The following is a 15,620-nucleotide window of genomic DNA, read 5'->3' as shown; positions in this document are numbered from 1 at the left end:
TTATACGCGGCGCTTCTTAGGTGGACGACAGCCATTATGTGGGATTGGCGTCACATCTACAATGTTATTTATTTTAAATCCCAGATTATTCAGTGAACGAACCGCTGATTCACGTCCAGGACCAGGACCCTTAATCATAACATCAAGGTTTTTCATACCAAATTCCTGTGCTACAGAGCCAGCTTTTTCAGCTGCAACCTGCGCTGCAAATGGAGTACTTTTCCTTGAACCCCGGAATCCAGACCCACCTGAAGTTGCCCAAGACAGCGCATTTCCCTTTCTGTCGGTGATAGTTATGATTGTGTTATTGAAAGAAGCATGAACATGCGCAATGCCATCTGCCACTTCTTTTTTTATACGTTTTCTAGAACGATTTGGACTAGCCATTATTTAGAACCTCTAAAAGGAATATCTTATTTTTTAATAGGTTTACGCGGACCTTTCCGAGTACGAGCATTCGTTCTCGTTCTCTGCCCTCTTAAAGGCAAACCTCTTCGATGTCTTATTCCGCGATAGCAACCTAGATCCATCAAACGCTTGATATTCATAGAAACTTCACGACGCAGATCACCTTCCACTGTCATCTTTGAAACCACATTACGAATAGCTTCTAATTGCTCTTCAGTCAGTTCTTTAATTTTTATGGAAGGCGTTATACCTACCTCAACGCAAATTTCACTTGCAGTTTGACGACCAATACCATAAATAGAAGTTAAAGCGATTACCGCGTGTTTATGATCTGGTACATTTATCCCGGCAATACGTGCCATCTAGATACTCCCCTGAGTATTATTCTAAAGTTAAGCGCCGAATTATAGCATTACAGCAATTATAGCGCAACAAATTTTAGCCTTGGCGCTGCTTGTGTCTACCATCTACACAGATAACCCTGACAACACCATTTCTTTTTACCACTTTACATTTTCTACAAATTGTTTTTACAGAAGCTCTAACCTTCACCATTAACTCCGAAGTTATTTATCACATTAAAATCATTTTCTTAAATTGGCTTTTCTCATCAAACCTTCATATTGCTGAGACATAATATGCGTTTGCATTTGTGAAATGAAATCCATTACAACCACAACAATAATTAATAGAGAAGTACCACCGAAATAGAACGGCACATTCCAATATACTATCAAGAACTCTGGCAATAAGCATACTAATGTAATATAAAAAGCACCGATCAAAGTCAATCGAGTCATAACTTTATCGATATAAGAACTGGTCTGCAAACCTGGTCTTATACCTGGCAGAAAAGCTCCAGATTTTTTTAAGTTCTCAGCAGTTTCTTTTGAATTAAATACTAATGCAGTGTAGAAAAAACAGAAGAAGACAATAGCTGCCGCATATAGCATGACGTAAACAGGCTGACCAGGTGATAACATAGTCGCAATATCTTGAAGCCAAGTAAACCCATCAGTATTACCAAACCATCCTGCTACAGTAGCCGGAAATAAGATTATACTTGAAGCGAAAATAGGCGGTATAACACCGGCCATATTAAGCTTCAATGGCAAAAAGCTACTTTGCCCGCCATACATTTTGCGCCCTTGTTGTCTTTTTGGATAATTGATGAGGATTCTTCTCTGCCCTCTTTCAACGAAAACAACAAGCGCCGTTACTGAAAGTGACAGCAAAAACAATAGAATAATAAAACCGGCATTCATTTCACCAGTCCTTGCTAATTCCAATGTTCCACCAATTGCCTTGGGCAAACCTGACACAATACCTGCAAAAATGATAAGAGAAATACCATTACCAATTCCACGCTCAGTTACCTGCTCTCCTAACCACATCAAGAATATAGTACCGGTAACCAATGTAACTGTAGTGATTACAATAAAACCAAGACCAGGATTTAAAACAACCGAGAGCCCTCCGGCAGATTGGTTTTGCAACGCTAGAGATATACCTATTGCCTGGAATGTTGCTAAAACAACAGTACCATATCGGGTGTATTGCGAAATTTTGCGCCTGCCGGACTCGCCTTCTTTCTTTATCTGCTCCATAGCAGGTATAACAACAGTCATCAATTGCATAATAATTGATGCCGAAATATAAGGCATAATACCAAGAGCAAAAAGGCTAAGGCGCATCAATGCACCACCAGAGAACATGTTAAACATATCCAAAATCGATCCACTTTGCTGCTCAAACATAACAGCAAGAGCCTTTGGATCTATCCCTGGGACAGGAATATGCGCCCCGACTCTGTAAACAAAAAAAGCTCCCAAAACAAACAGAAGTCTTGCCTTCAGTTCTGAGAAACCACCAACTTTGCTAGCCATTTGAGCTCTTGAAGTACTCACCTTAAACCTCTACTTTGCCGCCAGCAGCTTCAATAGATTCCTTAGCGCCACCAGTTACTTTGAGACCTTTAACTGTAACCGCTTTATTTACTTCGCCTGATTTAATTATCTTTGCCGTTTTCGTGAAGACAGGCACGACATTTTCTTCAATCAATAATTTCAAATCAATAACATCGGCGCTCAGTGAATTTAATTCACTTAAACGCACCTCTGCTGAGAATTTATTAATTCTGGAAGTAAATCCGATCTTTGGCAAACGGCGCTGGAGCGGCATCTGTCCGCCTTCGAACCCTACCTTATGGAAACCGCCACTTCGAGCTTTTTGTCCCTTATGGCCTCTTCCGCATGTTTTACCGAGTGTACATCCAATTCCACGTCCCACTCTTTTTGATTTTTTTCGTGATCCTTCGCTTGCCTGGATGGTATTTAAAAACATTATACTTCCTCGACTTTTAACATGTATGATATTTTATTTATCATACCCCGGTTTTCTGCTGTATTAAGCACCTCAACCGTTTGATTAATTTTGCGCAAACCCAAGCCTTTTAAACAAGCTTGATGACGTGGTAATCGCCCATGTTTGCTTTTTATCATCGTCACACTTAACTTTGTACCAGCCATCGCTACTACCCAATAATCTGTTCAACTGATAAGCCACGCTTTGCAGCTATTTGGTTGGCATTATGCATTCCTGTAAGCCCATCGATAGTCGCTCTGACCACGTTAATAGGATTACTGGTGCCGATACATTTTGCTAATACATTATGCACACCAACAACTTCAAATACAGCTCTCATGGCACCACCAGCAATAATACCAGTACCTTCAGAGGCTGGCTGCATATAAACTTTTGCAGCTCCAGTTGAAGACATAATAGGGTATTGCAAGGTATCGCCTTTTAATGAAACCTTACGCATATTTTTACGTGCTTGTTCAAGAGATTTTTGTATTGCTATAGGTACCTCGCGCGCTTTACTGACGCCGTAACCTACACGTCCCTCACCATCACCGACAACTGTTAAAGCAGTGAAGCCAAAAACTCTACCGCCTTTTACCACTTTTGCAACGCGTCTTACAGAAACCAGTTTTTCTTGTAATCCGTCTGTACTACCTTGAGAAGGTGCTGTAGCCATTCTATACCCCTAAAATTTCAATCCGGCTTCACGTGCAGCATCAGCTAATGCTTTCACACGACCATGGTATTTAAATCCTGAACGATCAAAAGCAACTTCTGTGATTCCAGCAGCAATAGCTTTCTGTGCAATATATTTACCTACTTGAGTTGCAGCTTCTATATTCCCTGTATTCTTTAGAGCAGATCTAATTTCTGACTGAGTAGTTGAAGCGCTAGCCAATGTAGTTGTACCATCACCACTTATAACTTGAGCATATATATGCTGCGAAGTTTTATGTATGGACAAACGGGTTGCATTTAATTTCTTAATCCTGCTGCGCAACTTTACTGCGCGCTTTAAACGAGACTGTTTCTTTTCCATCACGCTACCTTACTTCTTCTTAGCTTCTTTTCTTACAACATTCTCTTCAGCATATCTGATACCTTTGCCTTTATATGGCTCGGGCGGACGATAAGCTCTGATTTTTGCTGCTACCTGACCAACTTGCTGTTTATCGCTTCCTTTGATCACTATATCAGTTTGGCTTGGCGTTTCGACAGTAATGCCTTCAGGCACTTCAAAATCTATTGGATGAGAGAAACCAAGCGCAAGGTTAAGAATATTTCCTTTCGCTTGCGCTCTATAACCTACTCCAATCAACGTCAGTTTCTTTTCGAAACCAGCAGATACGCCTGCGACCATGTTGCTTACGATTGCTCTTGCAGTCCCGGCCTGAGCAGTAGCTAATTTATTATCTTTGTCCCATTGCATTTGAATTACATTATCTGCAATATCCATGCTTATTGCTGGGTTAAAATCGTATGATAACTGACCTTTACTTCCTTTCACGGTCATACTATTACCATCTAGTTTTACATCTACACCGCTAGGAATAGTAACTGGAGCTTTAGCAATTCTTGACATAAACTGGCCTACAATTAACAAACAGTGCAAATAACTTCGCCGCCATGTCCAATCGCACGAGCCGCTCTATCTGTCATAACACCACTCGATGTTGAAACAATAGCAATACCTAACCCGCCAAGAACTTTCGGCAATTCGTCTTTAGATTTATAAATGCGTAAACCAGGTTTACTAATTCTTTTTAAACTTTCAATTACTGGCGCACCTTTGTAGTATTTCAACTCGATAGTCATTTCTGTATGACTGCCGTTTGTTTCAGTGCTGAAGTCTGTAATATAACCTTCTTCTTTCAATACTTTTGCAATTGATACTTTCAATTTTGACGAAGGTTGTTTGATGGTTTTCTTGCCAGCAGATTGCCCATTTCTAATACGGGTCAACATATCTGCTATTGGGTCTGTCATACTCATTTTCTATTTCTCCAAACTTGACTAACAGATATTACCAACTCGCCTTCACAACACCGGGCACGTCACCCCGCATAGTTGCTTCTCTCAGCTTGTTCCGGCTAAGACCGAATTTGCGGTAATATCCATGAGGACGACCAGTTAAATTACAACGGTTTCTTACTCTCGTTGCACTAGAATCCCGTGGTAATTTTTGAAGTTGAAAATGAGCAGACTCTTTATCTTCAAATGATGCATTTGGATCTCTGATAATCTCTTTCAAAGATTTGCGTTTTGCATCATATTTATCTACTAATTTCTTACGCTTGACTTCGCGCGCAATCATTGACTTTTTTGCCATACTGAAATCGCCCTTTAGTTCTTGAATGGAAAGTTAAAAAGCTTTAACAAAGCCAAACCCTCTTCATTAGTTTGGGCTGTTGTTGTGATAGTAATATCCATACCACGTAAAGCGTCTATTTTGTCATAATCAATTTCAGGAAAAATGATCTGTTCTTTAACGCCCATTGAATAATTACCACGCCCATCAAAGCTTTTAGGGCTTAATCCTCGAAAATCACGAATTCTAGGAATAGAAATAGTGATTAATCGATCCAAAAATTCATACATCCTATCGCTACGCAAAGTTACTTTACAACCGATAGGCATATCATCACGAATTTTGAAGCCTGCAATTGATTTTCTTGCTAAAGTAACAACCGGTTTTTGACCGGAAATCTTTTCCATATCGCTAACAGCAGATTGCAGGATTTTTTTATCTGCGACAGCTCCACCGACGCCCATATTGAGCGTTATCTTTGTAATACGAGGAACTTGCATTACAGATTTATAGCCGAACTGCTCCATTAATGCAGGCAGAATTCTTTCTTTATATTCGGTTTCTAGTCTAGCCATGATTTATCTACACCTTATGCATCAACAACTTTGCTTGTTGACTTAAAATATCTGACTTTTTTTCCATCTTCTAGAAACTTAAAGCCAATACGATCTGCTTTTTTAGTTTCAGGATTATATAGCCCCACATTAGAAATATGGATCGGCATATCTTTGACTATAATTCCACCTGAGATACCTGCATTTGGATTAGATCTCTGATTTTTTTTGACCTGATTGATTCCTTCAACCAAAACTTTATTGTCTTTTAAAACCTTCAAAACTCTACCGCTCTTACCTTTATCCTTACCAGTGCGAACGATAACTTCATCACCTTGTTTAATTTTTTGCATTTTTAACCCTACCTTACAATACTTCAGGAGCAAGCGAGATAATTTTCATGAACTTCTCACCTCTTAGCTCACGTGTTACAGGGCCAAAAATACGCGTACCAAGTGGTTGTAGATTGTTATTCAGAATAACTGCCGCGTTTCCATCGAACCTAATTACAGATCCATCTGGGCGACGCACACCCTTACGGGTTCTAACGACTAAAGCATTATAAACTTCGCCTTTTTTTACTCTTCCACGAGGAATAGCATCTTTAATACTGACTTTGATAATATCTCCAATGCCAGCATAGCGTCTATGCGAACCCCCTAATACTTTGATACACATGACCCTTTTTGCGCCACTGTTGTCGGCGACGTCAAGGTTAGTTTGCATCTGAATCATGATTTATTCCCAATTATCTGAATATTTAATAGCTTATGTACTATTTGTTAGCACTCTCTAAGACTTCAACCAATTTAAAAGTTTTATTCTTAGACATAGGCCTGCATGATGTAATTGAAACTACATCACCTTCTTGACAAATATTTTGTTCGTCGTGAGCCATCATTTTAGTTGACCGTTTAACATACTTACCATAAACAGGATGCTTAACGATTCGCTCAACTAAAACTGTAATTGTTTTATCCATTTTGTTACTAACAACCCGGCCAGTGATTGTCCGCAACTTGGTTTCATTTCCGCTCATATTTATGCGCTCGCCATTTCATTTAATATAGTTTGAATACGTGCCACATCGCGTCTAACCTTTTTTACTTGATCAGGCTTTGACAATTGCCCTGTTCCTTTTTGCATTCTAAGATTAAATTGTTCACGCGACAAATCGAGCAACATAGCCCCTAACTCGTCTTTTGATTTTTGGCGTAGTTCACTTGCTTTCATTACATTATCGTCCGAACAGTAAAAGTTGTTTTTAAAGGTAACTTAGCTGCCGCTAAAGCAAAAGCTTCCCGAGCCAATTCTTCAGAGACACCTTGTATCTCATACAACATTGTTCCCGGTCTGACTTGAGCAACCCAATATTCTACACTACCTTTACCTTTTCCCATACGAACTTCTAAAGGTTTTTTAGTAATTGGCTTATCAGGGAAAATTCTGATCCAGATTTTACCGCCACGTTTTACGTGTCTTGTAATCGTTCTCCGAGCCGCTTCGATTTGCCGGGCGGTAAGTCTACCACGACTGATAGACTTTAGGCCATATTCGCCAAAACTTACTGAAGATCCACGTACGGCAGTACCGTTATTTCTGCCTTTAAATTGTTTACGGAATTTTGTTCTTTTAGGTTGAAGCATTTCTCTATCCCTTCAACTATTTCTTAGATTCTGAGTTAATAGACGCTAGATGCGCATCCATATCGAATACTTCACCTTTGAATATCCAGACCTTAATCCCGATTATCCCATAGGTTGTATTTGCTTCCGCGGTAGCATAATCAATGTCTGCTCTTAAAGTATGCAGAGGCACTCGCCCTTCTCTATACCATTCGCTTCTTGCGATTTCCGCACCATTTAAACGACCGCCAACATTAATCTTTATTCCTTCAGCACCTAAACGCATTGTATTGGTTACAGCGCGTTTCATTGCTCTACGGTACATGATGCGCTTTTCTAATTGCTGAGCAATACTTTCCGCCACTAATTGCGCGTCTAATTCAGGTTTTCTAATTTCTTCAACATTGAGCTGGACAGGAATACCAATCATTTTAGATATTTCTTGTCTTAGAACATCAATGTCCTCACCTTTTTTACCAATTACAATACCTGGACGAGCAGTATGAACAGTAATGTGAGCATTGTTTGCAGGGCGATTAATCTGAATTTTGCTTACAGACGCATGAGCCAATTTTTTCTTAATATAGTCACGAACTGTTAGATCCTGATGCAGGAATACTGAATAATCCTGGCTATTTGCATACCATCTAGAATTCCAATCTTTAACAATACCAAGGCGAATGCCTGTTGGATGTACTTTTTGACCCATTTTTGCCTCTACTCGTTTTCTGCGACTTTAATCGTAATATGGCAAGTTCTTTTGAGGATATGATTTGCACGTCCTTTAGCTCTTGCCTTAAATCTTTTCATTGTCGCCCCTTCATTTACATAAACGGTAGACACTCTTAACTCATCAATATCTGCACTCTCATTATGTTCTGCATTTGCTATAGCAGACTCGAGAACCTTTCTGACAATCGCCGCACCTTTTTTTGAACTGAATTTTAACGTATTCAGTGCTTTTTCAACTGGCATGCCACGGATCTGATCACCTACTAGCCGAGCTTTTTGCGCAGATAAAGGCGCATTACTTAATTTTGCTGAAATTTCCATCATAACCTACCTTGATTTCTTATCAGCCACATGGCCTTTATAAGTACGAGTTGGTGCAAATTCACCTAATTTATGCCCAACCATATTCTCAGTAACGAGAACTGGAATATGCAGACGCCCATTATGAACAGCAATAGTTAAGCCCAGCATATCTGGAATAATCATTGATCTTCTTGACCATGTTTTAATCGGTTTCCGATTATTGCTGCTTACAGCATCTTCAACTTTTTTAAGTAGATGATGATCAATAAAAGGACCTTTTTTAATTGAACGTGGCACGCTAATTCCTCTCTATTTCTGCTTACGACGTCTGACAATCATATTGTCAGTACGTTTGTTTTTTCTCGTTTTATATCCCTTGGTTGGCATGCCCCAAGGCGATACTGGATGTCTACCACCAGAGGTACGACCTTCACCACCACCATGTGGATGGTCTACTGGGTTCATGGCAACACCACGAACAGTAGGGCGAACTCCTCGCCATCTGGCAGCGCCTGCTTTTCCCAATGAAGCTAAATTGTGTTCAGAGTTAGACACTTCACCAATTACGGCCCGACAATCAGCCATAACTTTACGCATTTCGCCTGAACGCATTCTAATTGTTGCATGAATACCGTCTCTAGCTACCAATTGCGCTGACGTTCCGGCACTTCTGGCTACTTGAGCACCTTTACCAGGTTTTAACTCTACACAATGAACTGTCGTACCCATTGGAATATTTCTCAAAGGCATGCAGTTGCCTGGTTTAACAGCAGCAGTTTCTGAAGAAAGAATTTCCTGCCCTACTTCAAGGCCTTTAGGAGCAATAATATATCTACGCTCGCCATCCTTAAACAAAACCAAAGCGATATTCGCCGTTCTGTTAGGATCATACTCTAGACGCTCGACAACAGCAGGAATATCCGTTTTATTCCTCTTAAAATCAATAATACGATAGTGTTGTTTATGACCACCACCTACATGACGTGTTGTTATACGCCCTTTGTTATTACGACCGCCACTTTTACTGTTTTTGCTCAGCAAAGGTGCAAATGGTTTGCCTTTATGCAATTCGTCATTCTTAATACGCACTACAAACCGTGAACCCGGTGACGTCGGTTTTGACTTTACAATCGCCATGCTTTCTACCGTTTCCTATTGATCTTCATTACTTTAATTAAATTAAGCAGCAGAGAAATCTATATCATGACCTGGCTTAAGCTTAACATAAGCTTTTTTCCAATCAGACCTCTGTCCTAATGTACGGCCAAATCTTTTTTGTTTGCCTTTAACGTTTAATACTTGAACTGAATCAACTTCAACATTAAACATAATTTCCACTGCATCTTTGACTTGTTTTTTGGTTGCAACTTTTTGCACCTTAAAAACAAATCTTTTATTTTTTTCAGCTGCAATAGTGCTTTTCTCAGATATTATCGGAGCTTGCAGCACACTTGCCAGTTGGTATTTATTTAAACTCATGCCAAACGTTCCTCTATTTGTTTCAACGCAGCCGGTGTAGCAATAACTTTATCAGCCGAAACTAGTAGAACGGGGCTCAAATTGATAGATTCGACCACTTCCACATAAGGAATATTTCTTGAAGCTAATGCCAGATTTGCATCTACACTATCGACCACAATCAGGATCCGTTTAGCATCAACATTTTTCAGTTTTTCAGCCAACTCTTTTGTTTTAGATGTCTTAGGCAATACATCATTGCTAACAACCAAACGATCTTGTCTTAACAATTCAGACAAAATTGACCGAATCCCAACTCTAAACATCTTCTTGTTGAGCTTCTGGTCATATGATCTAGGTCTTGCAGCAAAAGTAACCCCACCTGTTCGCCAAATAGGGCTGCGCATTGTACCAGATCTTGCACGACCTGTCCCTTTTTGTCGCCATGGTTTTGTACCGCCACCGCTGACATCAGAACGCGTTTTCTGTGCTTTAGTACCGGCACGCGCTCCTGCCAAGTATCTAGTTACTAACTGATGAACCAATGTTTCATTAAAAGACTGGCCAAAAACCGCTTCAGTTACTTCAATTTTTCCGGCAGAGTCTTGTTCGTTTATAGCAGGTATTTGCAAACCCATAGCTTAACCTTTATTCCGCATTTTCATTGCAGGTGTAATAACTACATCACCGCCTTTAGCACCAGGCACAGCACCTTTTACTAAAATTAAATTTCTTTCTTTATCAATTGAATGAATAGTCAAATTTTGAACTGTAACTTTTTCAGCCCCCATATGACCTTCCATCTTCTTGCCTTTAAAAACACGACCAGGCGTTTGATTCTGACCTATAGAGCCCAACACTCTATGTGAGCGTGAGTTACCATGAGTAGCATCTTGCATACTAAAATTATGGCGCTTTACGCCACCAGCAAAACCTTTACCGATGCTTTTACCCTGAACATCAACCACTTGACCTTCAGAAAATATATCTAACGACAATTCGGAACCGGCAGATAAATCTTCACCTTCACCATCTTCGAGTCTAAATTCCCGAAGAGTTCGTCCAGCTGTCACATTAGCCGCCGCATAATGACCAGCCATTGCTTTATTGACTCTTGAAGACTTTTTATCACCCGCCGCCACTTGGATCGACCGATAACCATCTACCTCAATACTTTTGACCTGAGTGACTCTGTTTGAGTCAATCTGGATAACAGTAACAGGTACTGATGAACCATCTTCACAAAAAACTCTGGTCATACCACACTTACGACCTATAAGACCTATTGACATCTGCCAATTCCTCTACTTTTAATTCAACTTTATTTGAACGTCAACGCCAGCTGCTAGATCCAGCTTCATCAGTGCATCCACAGTTTTTTCAGTTGGCTCAACGATATCCAGTAATCTTTTATACGTTCTTAATTCATACTGGTCTCTCGCATCTTTATTTACATGCGGAGAGATCAAAATCGTGAAACGTTCTTTTTTAGTAGGCAAAGGAATAGGCCCCTTTACTTGGGCGCCTGTTCTCTTCGCAGTTTCTACTATCTCACCAGCCGATTGATCTATCAATTTATGATCAAATGATTTCAAACGGATTCTGATAGTTTGGTTAGACATATGTATTACTCGATAATTTGTGAAACAACGCCCGCACCGACGGTACGTCCGCCTTCGCGAATAGCAAAACGCAAACCTTCTTCCATAGCGATCGGCGAAATCAGTTTGACTTCTACAGCAATGTTATCGCCTGGCATCACCATTTCCACACCTTCTGGCAGGGTCACTGCGCCGGTTACGTCAGTGGTTCTGAAATAAAACTGCGGACGGTAACCGTTGAAGAACGGCGTATGACGACCACCTTCATCTTTAGACAAGACGTAGATTTCTGACTTGAAGTTTGAATGCGGTTTAATAGTGCCTTTATGCGCCAACACCTGACCACGCTCGACTTCGTCTCTTTTTGTGCCTCTCAACAGCACACCCACGTTATCGCCTGCCTGACCTTGATCCAGCAATTTGCGGAACATTTCCACACCAGTACAAGTGGTGACAATCGTAGGCCTGATGCCGACGATTTCAACTTCTTGACCTACTTTAATGATACCGCGCTCAACACGACCAGTAACTACCGTACCACGGCCTGAAATTGAAAATACGTCTTCGATCGGCATCAGGAACGCGCCGTCGACCGCTCTTTCCGGCTCAGGAATGTAGCTATCCAAGGCTTCTACCAACTTAACCACAGACGGTACGCCGATATCGCTGGTATCGCCTTCCAGTGCCTTTAAAGCTGAACCGATAACAATCGGGGTTTCATCGCCTGGGAATTCATACATATCCAGCAATTCACGGATTTCCATTTCAACCAATTCGATCAGTTCCGGATCATCAACCATATCGGCTTTATTCAGGAATACGACGATGTAAGGCACGCCTACCTGTCTGGACAACAGGATGTGCTCTCTTGTTTGTGGCATTGGACCATCCGCAGCGGAACAAACCAGAATGGCGCCGTCCATCTGGGCCGCACCGGTAATCATGTTCTTCACATAGTCAGCATGGCCTGGGCAGTCCACATGCGCATAGTGACGGGTAGCTGATTCATATTCTACGTGCGAAGTGGCGATAGTAATACCACGCGCTCTTTCTTCAGGTGCATTATCAATTTGATCAAAAGCTTTGGCTTCGCCACCTTGCAGCTCAGCCATGACTTTCGTCAATGCGGCTGTCAGAGTCGTTTTGCCATGATCAACGTGACCGATGGTGCCTACGTTTACGTGTGGCTTAGTACGTGTAAATTTTTCTTTGGCCATGAGTTAATACCTTTATGTTATATTCAATTTTATGAAGATTTTTTAATAATTGCTTCCGCAATATTTGCAGGCGCTTCATTGTATTTTTCAAACTGCATACTGTATGTAGCTCGCCCCTGCGTTGCCGAACGCAAATCAGTTGCATAACCAAACATTTCAGCTAACGGCACTTCGCAACTAATTGTTTTACCTGATGGTGTATCTTCCATACCCTGGATCAATCCTCGGCGCCTATTGATATCACCGACAACGTCACCCATATATTCTTCAGGGGTAGCAATCTCAACTTTCATTATAGGCTCCAGCAACGCTGGGTTTGCTTTCCGCGCACCTTCTCTAAAACACATCGAACCGGCAATTTTGAAAGCCATTTCGCTCGAATCAACATCGTGATACGAACCATCAAATAAAGACACCTTTACATCAACAACAGGGAAACCTGCAAGAACACCGCTTTTCAACTGTTCTTGAACACCTTTGTCTACTGCTGGAATGTATTCCTTTGGAACAACTCCACCAACAATTTCGTTAACGAATTCATAGCCCGAGCCAATTTCTTTTGGCTCAATACGCAACCAGACATGGCCATATTGACCCCTGCCTCCTGACTGCCTTATAAATTTTCCTTCCTGCTCTACAGTACTACGAATAGTTTCTCGATATGCAACCTGCGGGGCACCTACGTTAGCTTCGACATTGAATTCCCTTTTCATTCGGTCAACAATAATCTCTAGATGAAGCTCGCCCATTCCTGAGATAATTATTTGCCCAGACTCTTCATCTGTATGAACTCGAAATGATGGATCTTCTTGAGCTAACTTACTTAACGCGATGCCCATCTTTTCCTGATCAGCTTTTGTCTTAGGCTCTACTGCAACCGAGATCACTGGATCTGGGAACTCCATGCGCTCAAGAATGATTTTTTCATTAAGATCGCATAAGGTATCACCGGTGGTCACATCCTTTAATCCAATAGCAGCAGCTATATCGCCCGCATAGACTTCCTTTACTTCTTCACGGCTATTAGCGTGCATCTGCACTATGCGGCCAATTCGCTCTTTTTTCATTTTTACTGAGTTGTAAACACTATCTCCGGAATTCAATACACCCGAGTAAACTCTGAAAAAAGTTAATGCACCAACAAATGGATCAGCTGCTATCTTGAAAGCCAAAGCAGCAAATGGCGCATCATCTGTAGCCGGACGATCCGCTTCAGTTACTTCATCTTCAAGCAATCCTTTAATTGCCCGAACATCTGTCGGCGCCGGCAGATATTCAACAACCGCATCCAGCATTGCCTGGACGCCCTTATTTTTAAAAGCGGAACCACAAAATGCTGGAACTACCTGATTAGCTATAGTTTGTGCACGTATGCCCTGTTTAATCTCTTCGTTTGTTAAAACGCCATCTTCCAGATATTTTTCCATTAGTTCTTCGCTGCCTTCCGCAGCAGCCTCAATCATATGCTCTCTCCACTCTTCGCAAAGTTTCAGCATATTGACTGGAATATCCTTTTCCTGAAAGGTCATACCCATATTGGCCTCATCCCAATATATTGCTTTCATTTTGATGAGATCAACAACGCCTTCAAAAGCATCTTCTGCTCCGATTGGCAACTGCATAGGCACTGCTTTACTTCCCAAGCGATTTTTAATTTGCTCGATCACTCGTAAAAAGTCTGCACCCGATCGATCCATCTTGTTAATAAAAGCCAACCTAGGCACATAATATTTATTAGCCTGACGCCAAACCGTTTCAGACTGAGGCTCAACGCCTCCTACAGCACAAAAAACGGCACACGCGCCATCTAAAACGCGCAAGGAACGCTCTACTTCGATAGTAAAATCAACATGTCCTGGCGTATCGATAATATTAATTCGATGCTGCGGAAACTGACTCTCCATTCCGCTCCAGAAGCAGGTCGTAGCAGCAGAAGTGATCGTTATACCTCGCTCCTGCTCCTGTTCCATCCAATCCATGGTAGCAGCACCATCGTGCACCTCACCTATCTTATGAGACACACCTGTATAGTACAGCACACGCTCAGTAGTCGTCGTCTTACCAGCATCTATATGAGCCATAATGCCGATATTTCGATAACGATCTATAGGTGTCTTGCGCGCCACGACTATACAGCCTTTTGTTTAATCTGCTTATTACCAGCGATAATGAGAGAAAGCTTTATTAGCCTCTGCCATTCTGTGGGTGTCTTCGCGCTTCTTAGCCGCAGCACCTCTGCTTTCAAAAGCATCCAATAACTCACCAGCAAGCTTAGCAGACATGCTTCTCTCATTTCTTTTACGAGAAGCATCAATCAACCAACGCATCGCCAAAGCCATACGTCTTGAAGGACGCACTTCCACAGGCACCTGATAAGTCGCACCACCCACACGGCGAGATTTAACCTCAACTCTAGGCTGAACATTTTCAAGCGCTTTTGACAGCACATCCAATGGCTCAGAGTGACCTTTGCTCTCAATTACATCCAGAGCACCATAGACGATCCCTTCTGCAATTGACTTCTTGCCACTTTCCATGATCATATTCATAAACTTAGTCAGCATAACACTGCCAAATCTTGGATCTGGAATAATCTCTCTTTTCGTAGCGACTCTTCTTCTAGACATTTATCTCACCAACCAACGTTTATTTTTTAGGCCGTTTAGTGCCATATTTGGAGCGACCACATTTTCTATTAGTCACACCAGAAGTATCCAAACTACCACGAACGACATGATATCTAACACCGGGCAAGTCTTTTACACGACCGCCCCTTATCAGAACCACAGAGTGCTCCTGAAGATTATGCCCTTCACCACCAATGTAACTACTAACTTCAGATCCGTTAGTAAGTCTAACCCTGGCCACCTTACGCAACGCCGAGTTTGGTTTTTTAGGGGTCGTCGTATAAACACGCGTACACACTCCTCTACGTTGAGGACATGCTTCCAATGCTGGAACATTGCTTTTTTCTACTTTTTTAGCGCGCGGCTTACGAACCAATTGGTTGATCGTGGCCATATCTTTGTTTACTCCGATATACAATTAAC

General features: G+C 41.4%; 29 protein-coding genes. All 29 read right to left on the bottom strand.

From position 1 onward, the window contains the following. Positions 1–387: a 30S ribosomal protein S11 gene (gene rpsK, locus ACTNE6_RS02430; protein WP_194971452.1), complete on the bottom strand. Its 387-nt coding sequence runs from the start codon at positions 385–387 to the stop codon at positions 1–3. 26 nt (positions 388–413) lie between these two features. Next, a complete protein-coding gene (gene rpsM / locus ACTNE6_RS02425; protein WP_027159786.1) occupies positions 414–770 on the bottom strand; it encodes a 30S ribosomal protein S13 in 357 nt (118 codons plus the stop codon). 76 nt (positions 771–846) lie between these two features. Beyond that, positions 847–960, bottom strand: a complete 114-nt coding sequence (rpmJ, locus tag ACTNE6_RS02420; RefSeq protein WP_081679145.1) for a 50S ribosomal protein L36 — start codon at positions 958–960, stop codon at positions 847–849. 32 nt (positions 961–992) lie between these two features. Then, positions 993–2,294, bottom strand: a complete 1,302-nt coding sequence (gene secY / locus ACTNE6_RS02415; protein WP_194971453.1) for a preprotein translocase subunit SecY — start codon at positions 2,292–2,294, stop codon at positions 993–995. Positions 2,295–2,316: 22 nt separating this feature from the next. Beyond that, on the bottom strand, positions 2,317–2,751 hold the full coding sequence (gene rplO, locus ACTNE6_RS02410) for a 50S ribosomal protein L15 (RefSeq protein ID WP_194971454.1): 435 nt from the start codon (positions 2,749–2,751) through the stop codon (positions 2,317–2,319). Further along, on the bottom strand, positions 2,751–2,936 hold the full coding sequence (gene rpmD / locus ACTNE6_RS02405; protein ID WP_194971455.1) for a 50S ribosomal protein L30: 186 nt from the start codon (positions 2,934–2,936) through the stop codon (positions 2,751–2,753). Before rpmD ends, rplO begins: the two co-directional genes overlap by 1 nt. Before the next feature lie 5 nt (positions 2,937–2,941). Then, the gene (rpsE, locus tag ACTNE6_RS02400) at positions 2,942–3,448 is read right to left on the bottom strand and encodes a 30S ribosomal protein S5 (RefSeq protein WP_036243323.1); all 507 of its coding nucleotides are present in this window, start codon (positions 3,446–3,448) and stop codon (positions 2,942–2,944) included. Between the two features lie 9 nt (positions 3,449–3,457). Further along, the gene (rplR, locus tag ACTNE6_RS02395; RefSeq protein ID WP_194971456.1) at positions 3,458–3,811 is read right to left on the bottom strand and encodes a 50S ribosomal protein L18; all 354 of its coding nucleotides are present in this window, start codon (positions 3,809–3,811) and stop codon (positions 3,458–3,460) included. A gap of 9 nt (positions 3,812–3,820) precedes the next feature. Further along, a complete protein-coding gene (rplF, locus tag ACTNE6_RS02390) occupies positions 3,821–4,354 on the bottom strand; it encodes a 50S ribosomal protein L6 (protein WP_442498477.1) in 534 nt (177 codons plus the stop codon). Positions 4,355–4,368: 14 nt separating this feature from the next. Then, on the bottom strand, positions 4,369–4,764 hold the full coding sequence (rpsH, locus tag ACTNE6_RS02385; RefSeq protein ID WP_194971458.1) for a 30S ribosomal protein S8: 396 nt from the start codon (positions 4,762–4,764) through the stop codon (positions 4,369–4,371). Between the two features lie 31 nt (positions 4,765–4,795). Further along, the gene (gene rpsN, locus ACTNE6_RS02380) at positions 4,796–5,101 is read right to left on the bottom strand and encodes a 30S ribosomal protein S14 (protein WP_194971459.1); all 306 of its coding nucleotides are present in this window, start codon (positions 5,099–5,101) and stop codon (positions 4,796–4,798) included. Positions 5,102–5,115: 14 nt separating this feature from the next. Further along, positions 5,116–5,655, bottom strand: coding sequence for a 50S ribosomal protein L5 (rplE, locus tag ACTNE6_RS02375; RefSeq protein ID WP_194971460.1), 540 nt, complete (start codon positions 5,653–5,655; stop codon positions 5,116–5,118). A gap of 14 nt (positions 5,656–5,669) precedes the next feature. After that, positions 5,670–5,987 carry a 50S ribosomal protein L24 gene (gene rplX, locus ACTNE6_RS02370; protein WP_442498476.1) on the bottom strand — a complete coding sequence of 106 codons (318 nt, stop codon included), beginning with the start codon at positions 5,985–5,987 and terminating at the stop codon, positions 5,670–5,672. Between the two features lie 13 nt (positions 5,988–6,000). Further along, positions 6,001–6,369 carry a 50S ribosomal protein L14 gene (gene rplN, locus ACTNE6_RS02365; RefSeq protein ID WP_020159215.1) on the bottom strand — a complete coding sequence of 123 codons (369 nt, stop codon included), beginning with the start codon at positions 6,367–6,369 and terminating at the stop codon, positions 6,001–6,003. A 40-nt stretch (positions 6,370–6,409) separates the two neighbouring features. Beyond that, positions 6,410–6,673 carry a 30S ribosomal protein S17 gene (gene rpsQ, locus ACTNE6_RS02360; protein ID WP_194971462.1) on the bottom strand — a complete coding sequence of 88 codons (264 nt, stop codon included), beginning with the start codon at positions 6,671–6,673 and terminating at the stop codon, positions 6,410–6,412. Between the two features lie 2 nt (positions 6,674–6,675). Continuing rightward, positions 6,676–6,867 (bottom strand): 50S ribosomal protein L29, encoded by a 192-nt coding sequence (gene rpmC / locus ACTNE6_RS02355; RefSeq protein WP_027159775.1) that lies wholly within the window; start codon positions 6,865–6,867, stop codon positions 6,676–6,678. After that, positions 6,867–7,280, bottom strand: a complete 414-nt coding sequence (gene rplP, locus ACTNE6_RS02350) for a 50S ribosomal protein L16 (protein WP_194971463.1) — start codon at positions 7,278–7,280, stop codon at positions 6,867–6,869. The genes rpmC and rplP overlap by 1 nt, the downstream gene beginning before the upstream one ends. Before the next feature lie 16 nt (positions 7,281–7,296). Then, positions 7,297–7,968, bottom strand: a complete 672-nt coding sequence (gene rpsC / locus ACTNE6_RS02345) for a 30S ribosomal protein S3 (RefSeq protein WP_194971464.1) — start codon at positions 7,966–7,968, stop codon at positions 7,297–7,299. An 8-nt stretch (positions 7,969–7,976) separates the two neighbouring features. Then, the gene (gene rplV / locus ACTNE6_RS02340) at positions 7,977–8,312 is read right to left on the bottom strand and encodes a 50S ribosomal protein L22 (RefSeq protein WP_194971472.1); all 336 of its coding nucleotides are present in this window, start codon (positions 8,310–8,312) and stop codon (positions 7,977–7,979) included. 6 nt (positions 8,313–8,318) lie between these two features. After that, on the bottom strand, positions 8,319–8,591 hold the full coding sequence (rpsS, locus tag ACTNE6_RS02335) for a 30S ribosomal protein S19 (protein WP_194971465.1): 273 nt from the start codon (positions 8,589–8,591) through the stop codon (positions 8,319–8,321). A gap of 12 nt (positions 8,592–8,603) precedes the next feature. Further along, positions 8,604–9,431, bottom strand: coding sequence for a 50S ribosomal protein L2 (gene rplB / locus ACTNE6_RS02330; protein ID WP_194971466.1), 828 nt, complete (start codon positions 9,429–9,431; stop codon positions 8,604–8,606). A 42-nt stretch (positions 9,432–9,473) separates the two neighbouring features. Further along, positions 9,474–9,773 carry a 50S ribosomal protein L23 gene (gene rplW / locus ACTNE6_RS02325; protein WP_194971467.1) on the bottom strand — a complete coding sequence of 100 codons (300 nt, stop codon included), beginning with the start codon at positions 9,771–9,773 and terminating at the stop codon, positions 9,474–9,476. Continuing rightward, positions 9,770–10,390: a 50S ribosomal protein L4 gene (gene rplD, locus ACTNE6_RS02320; protein WP_194971468.1), complete on the bottom strand. Its 621-nt coding sequence runs from the start codon at positions 10,388–10,390 to the stop codon at positions 9,770–9,772. The genes rplW and rplD overlap by 4 nt, the downstream gene beginning before the upstream one ends. A gap of 3 nt (positions 10,391–10,393) precedes the next feature. Next, the gene (gene rplC / locus ACTNE6_RS02315) at positions 10,394–11,044 is read right to left on the bottom strand and encodes a 50S ribosomal protein L3 (RefSeq protein ID WP_194971469.1); all 651 of its coding nucleotides are present in this window, start codon (positions 11,042–11,044) and stop codon (positions 10,394–10,396) included. 18 nt (positions 11,045–11,062) lie between these two features. After that, a complete protein-coding gene (gene rpsJ / locus ACTNE6_RS02310; RefSeq protein ID WP_194971470.1) occupies positions 11,063–11,374 on the bottom strand; it encodes a 30S ribosomal protein S10 in 312 nt (103 codons plus the stop codon). A 5-nt stretch (positions 11,375–11,379) separates the two neighbouring features. After that, positions 11,380–12,570: an elongation factor Tu gene (gene tuf, locus ACTNE6_RS02305; RefSeq protein ID WP_442498475.1), complete on the bottom strand. Its 1,191-nt coding sequence runs from the start codon at positions 12,568–12,570 to the stop codon at positions 11,380–11,382. A gap of 29 nt (positions 12,571–12,599) precedes the next feature. Next, complete coding sequence (gene fusA, locus ACTNE6_RS02300; RefSeq protein WP_194971953.1) at positions 12,600–14,696, bottom strand: elongation factor G; 2,097 nt, start codon at positions 14,694–14,696, stop codon at positions 12,600–12,602. Between the two features lie 30 nt (positions 14,697–14,726). After that, positions 14,727–15,197 carry a 30S ribosomal protein S7 gene (gene rpsG / locus ACTNE6_RS02295; protein WP_194971954.1) on the bottom strand — a complete coding sequence of 157 codons (471 nt, stop codon included), beginning with the start codon at positions 15,195–15,197 and terminating at the stop codon, positions 14,727–14,729. A 19-nt stretch (positions 15,198–15,216) separates the two neighbouring features. Beyond that, complete coding sequence (gene rpsL / locus ACTNE6_RS02290; protein ID WP_027159763.1) at positions 15,217–15,591, bottom strand: 30S ribosomal protein S12; 375 nt, start codon at positions 15,589–15,591, stop codon at positions 15,217–15,219. Between the last annotated feature and the right edge of the window lie 29 nt (positions 15,592–15,620).

The sequence above is a fragment of the Methylobacter sp. sgz302048 genome (assembly GCF_052162025.1).
In the GTDB taxonomy this organism is placed as follows: Bacteria; Pseudomonadota; Gammaproteobacteria; order Methylococcales; family Methylomonadaceae; genus Methylobacter.
The sequence above is the reverse complement of the archived record's forward strand: the minus strand, read 5'-3'. Positions and strand labels throughout refer to the sequence as shown.

Coding starts and splice junctions, on each gene's coding strand:
- rpsK (WP_194971452.1), bottom strand. CDS start 387: ATGGCTAGTCCAAATCGTTCTAGAAAACGTATAAAAAAAGAAGTGGCA.
- rpsM (WP_027159786.1), bottom strand. CDS start 770: ATGGCACGTATTGCCGGGATAAATGTACCAGATCATAAACACGCGGTA.
- secY (WP_194971453.1), bottom strand. CDS start 2,294: ATGGCTAGCAAAGTTGGTGGTTTCTCAGAACTGAAGGCAAGACTTCTG.
- rplO (WP_194971454.1), bottom strand. CDS start 2,751: ATGTTTTTAAATACCATCCAGGCAAGCGAAGGATCACGAAAAAAATCA.
- rpmD (WP_194971455.1), bottom strand. CDS start 2,936: ATGGCTGGTACAAAGTTAAGTGTGACGATGATAAAAAGCAAACATGGG.
- rpsE (WP_036243323.1), bottom strand. CDS start 3,448: ATGGCTACAGCACCTTCTCAAGGTAGTACAGACGGATTACAAGAAAAA.
- rplR (WP_194971456.1), bottom strand. CDS start 3,811: ATGGAAAAGAAACAGTCTCGTTTAAAGCGCGCAGTAAAGTTGCGCAGC.
- rplF (WP_442498477.1), bottom strand. CDS start 4,354: ATGTCAAGAATTGCTAAAGCTCCAGTTACTATTCCTAGCGGTGTAGAT.
- rpsH (WP_194971458.1), bottom strand. CDS start 4,764: ATGAGTATGACAGACCCAATAGCAGATATGTTGACCCGTATTAGAAAT.
- rpsN (WP_194971459.1), bottom strand. CDS start 5,101: ATGGCAAAAAAGTCAATGATTGCGCGCGAAGTCAAGCGTAAGAAATTA.
- rplE (WP_194971460.1), bottom strand. CDS start 5,655: ATGGCTAGACTAGAAACCGAATATAAAGAAAGAATTCTGCCTGCATTA.
- rplX (WP_442498476.1), bottom strand. CDS start 5,987: ATGCAAAAAATTAAACAAGGTGATGAAGTTATCGTTCGCACTGGTAAG.
- rplN (WP_020159215.1), bottom strand. CDS start 6,369: ATGATTCAGATGCAAACTAACCTTGACGTCGCCGACAACAGTGGCGCA.
- rpsQ (WP_194971462.1), bottom strand. CDS start 6,673: ATGAGCGGAAATGAAACCAAGTTGCGGACAATCACTGGCCGGGTTGTT.
- rpmC (WP_027159775.1), bottom strand. CDS start 6,867: ATGAAAGCAAGTGAACTACGCCAAAAATCAAAAGACGAGTTAGGGGCT.
- rplP (WP_194971463.1), bottom strand. CDS start 7,280: ATGCTTCAACCTAAAAGAACAAAATTCCGTAAACAATTTAAAGGCAGA.
- rpsC (WP_194971464.1), bottom strand. CDS start 7,968: ATGGGTCAAAAAGTACATCCAACAGGCATTCGCCTTGGTATTGTTAAA.
- rplV (WP_194971472.1), bottom strand. CDS start 8,312: ATGGAAATTTCAGCAAAATTAAGTAATGCGCCTTTATCTGCGCAAAAA.
- rplB (WP_194971466.1), bottom strand. CDS start 9,431: ATGGCGATTGTAAAGTCAAAACCGACGTCACCGGGTTCACGGTTTGTA.
- rplW (WP_194971467.1), bottom strand. CDS start 9,773: ATGAGTTTAAATAAATACCAACTGGCAAGTGTGCTGCAAGCTCCGATA.
- rplD (WP_194971468.1), bottom strand. CDS start 10,390: ATGGGTTTGCAAATACCTGCTATAAACGAACAAGACTCTGCCGGAAAA.
- rplC (WP_194971469.1), bottom strand. CDS start 11,044: ATGTCAATAGGTCTTATAGGTCGTAAGTGTGGTATGACCAGAGTTTTT.
- rpsJ (WP_194971470.1), bottom strand. CDS start 11,374: ATGTCTAACCAAACTATCAGAATCCGTTTGAAATCATTTGATCATAAA.
- tuf (WP_442498475.1), bottom strand. CDS start 12,570: ATGGCCAAAGAAAAATTTACACGTACTAAGCCACACGTAAACGTAGGC.
- rpsG (WP_194971954.1), bottom strand. CDS start 15,197: ATGTCTAGAAGAAGAGTCGCTACGAAAAGAGAGATTATTCCAGATCCA.
- rpsL (WP_027159763.1), bottom strand. CDS start 15,591: ATGGCCACGATCAACCAATTGGTTCGTAAGCCGCGCGCTAAAAAAGTA.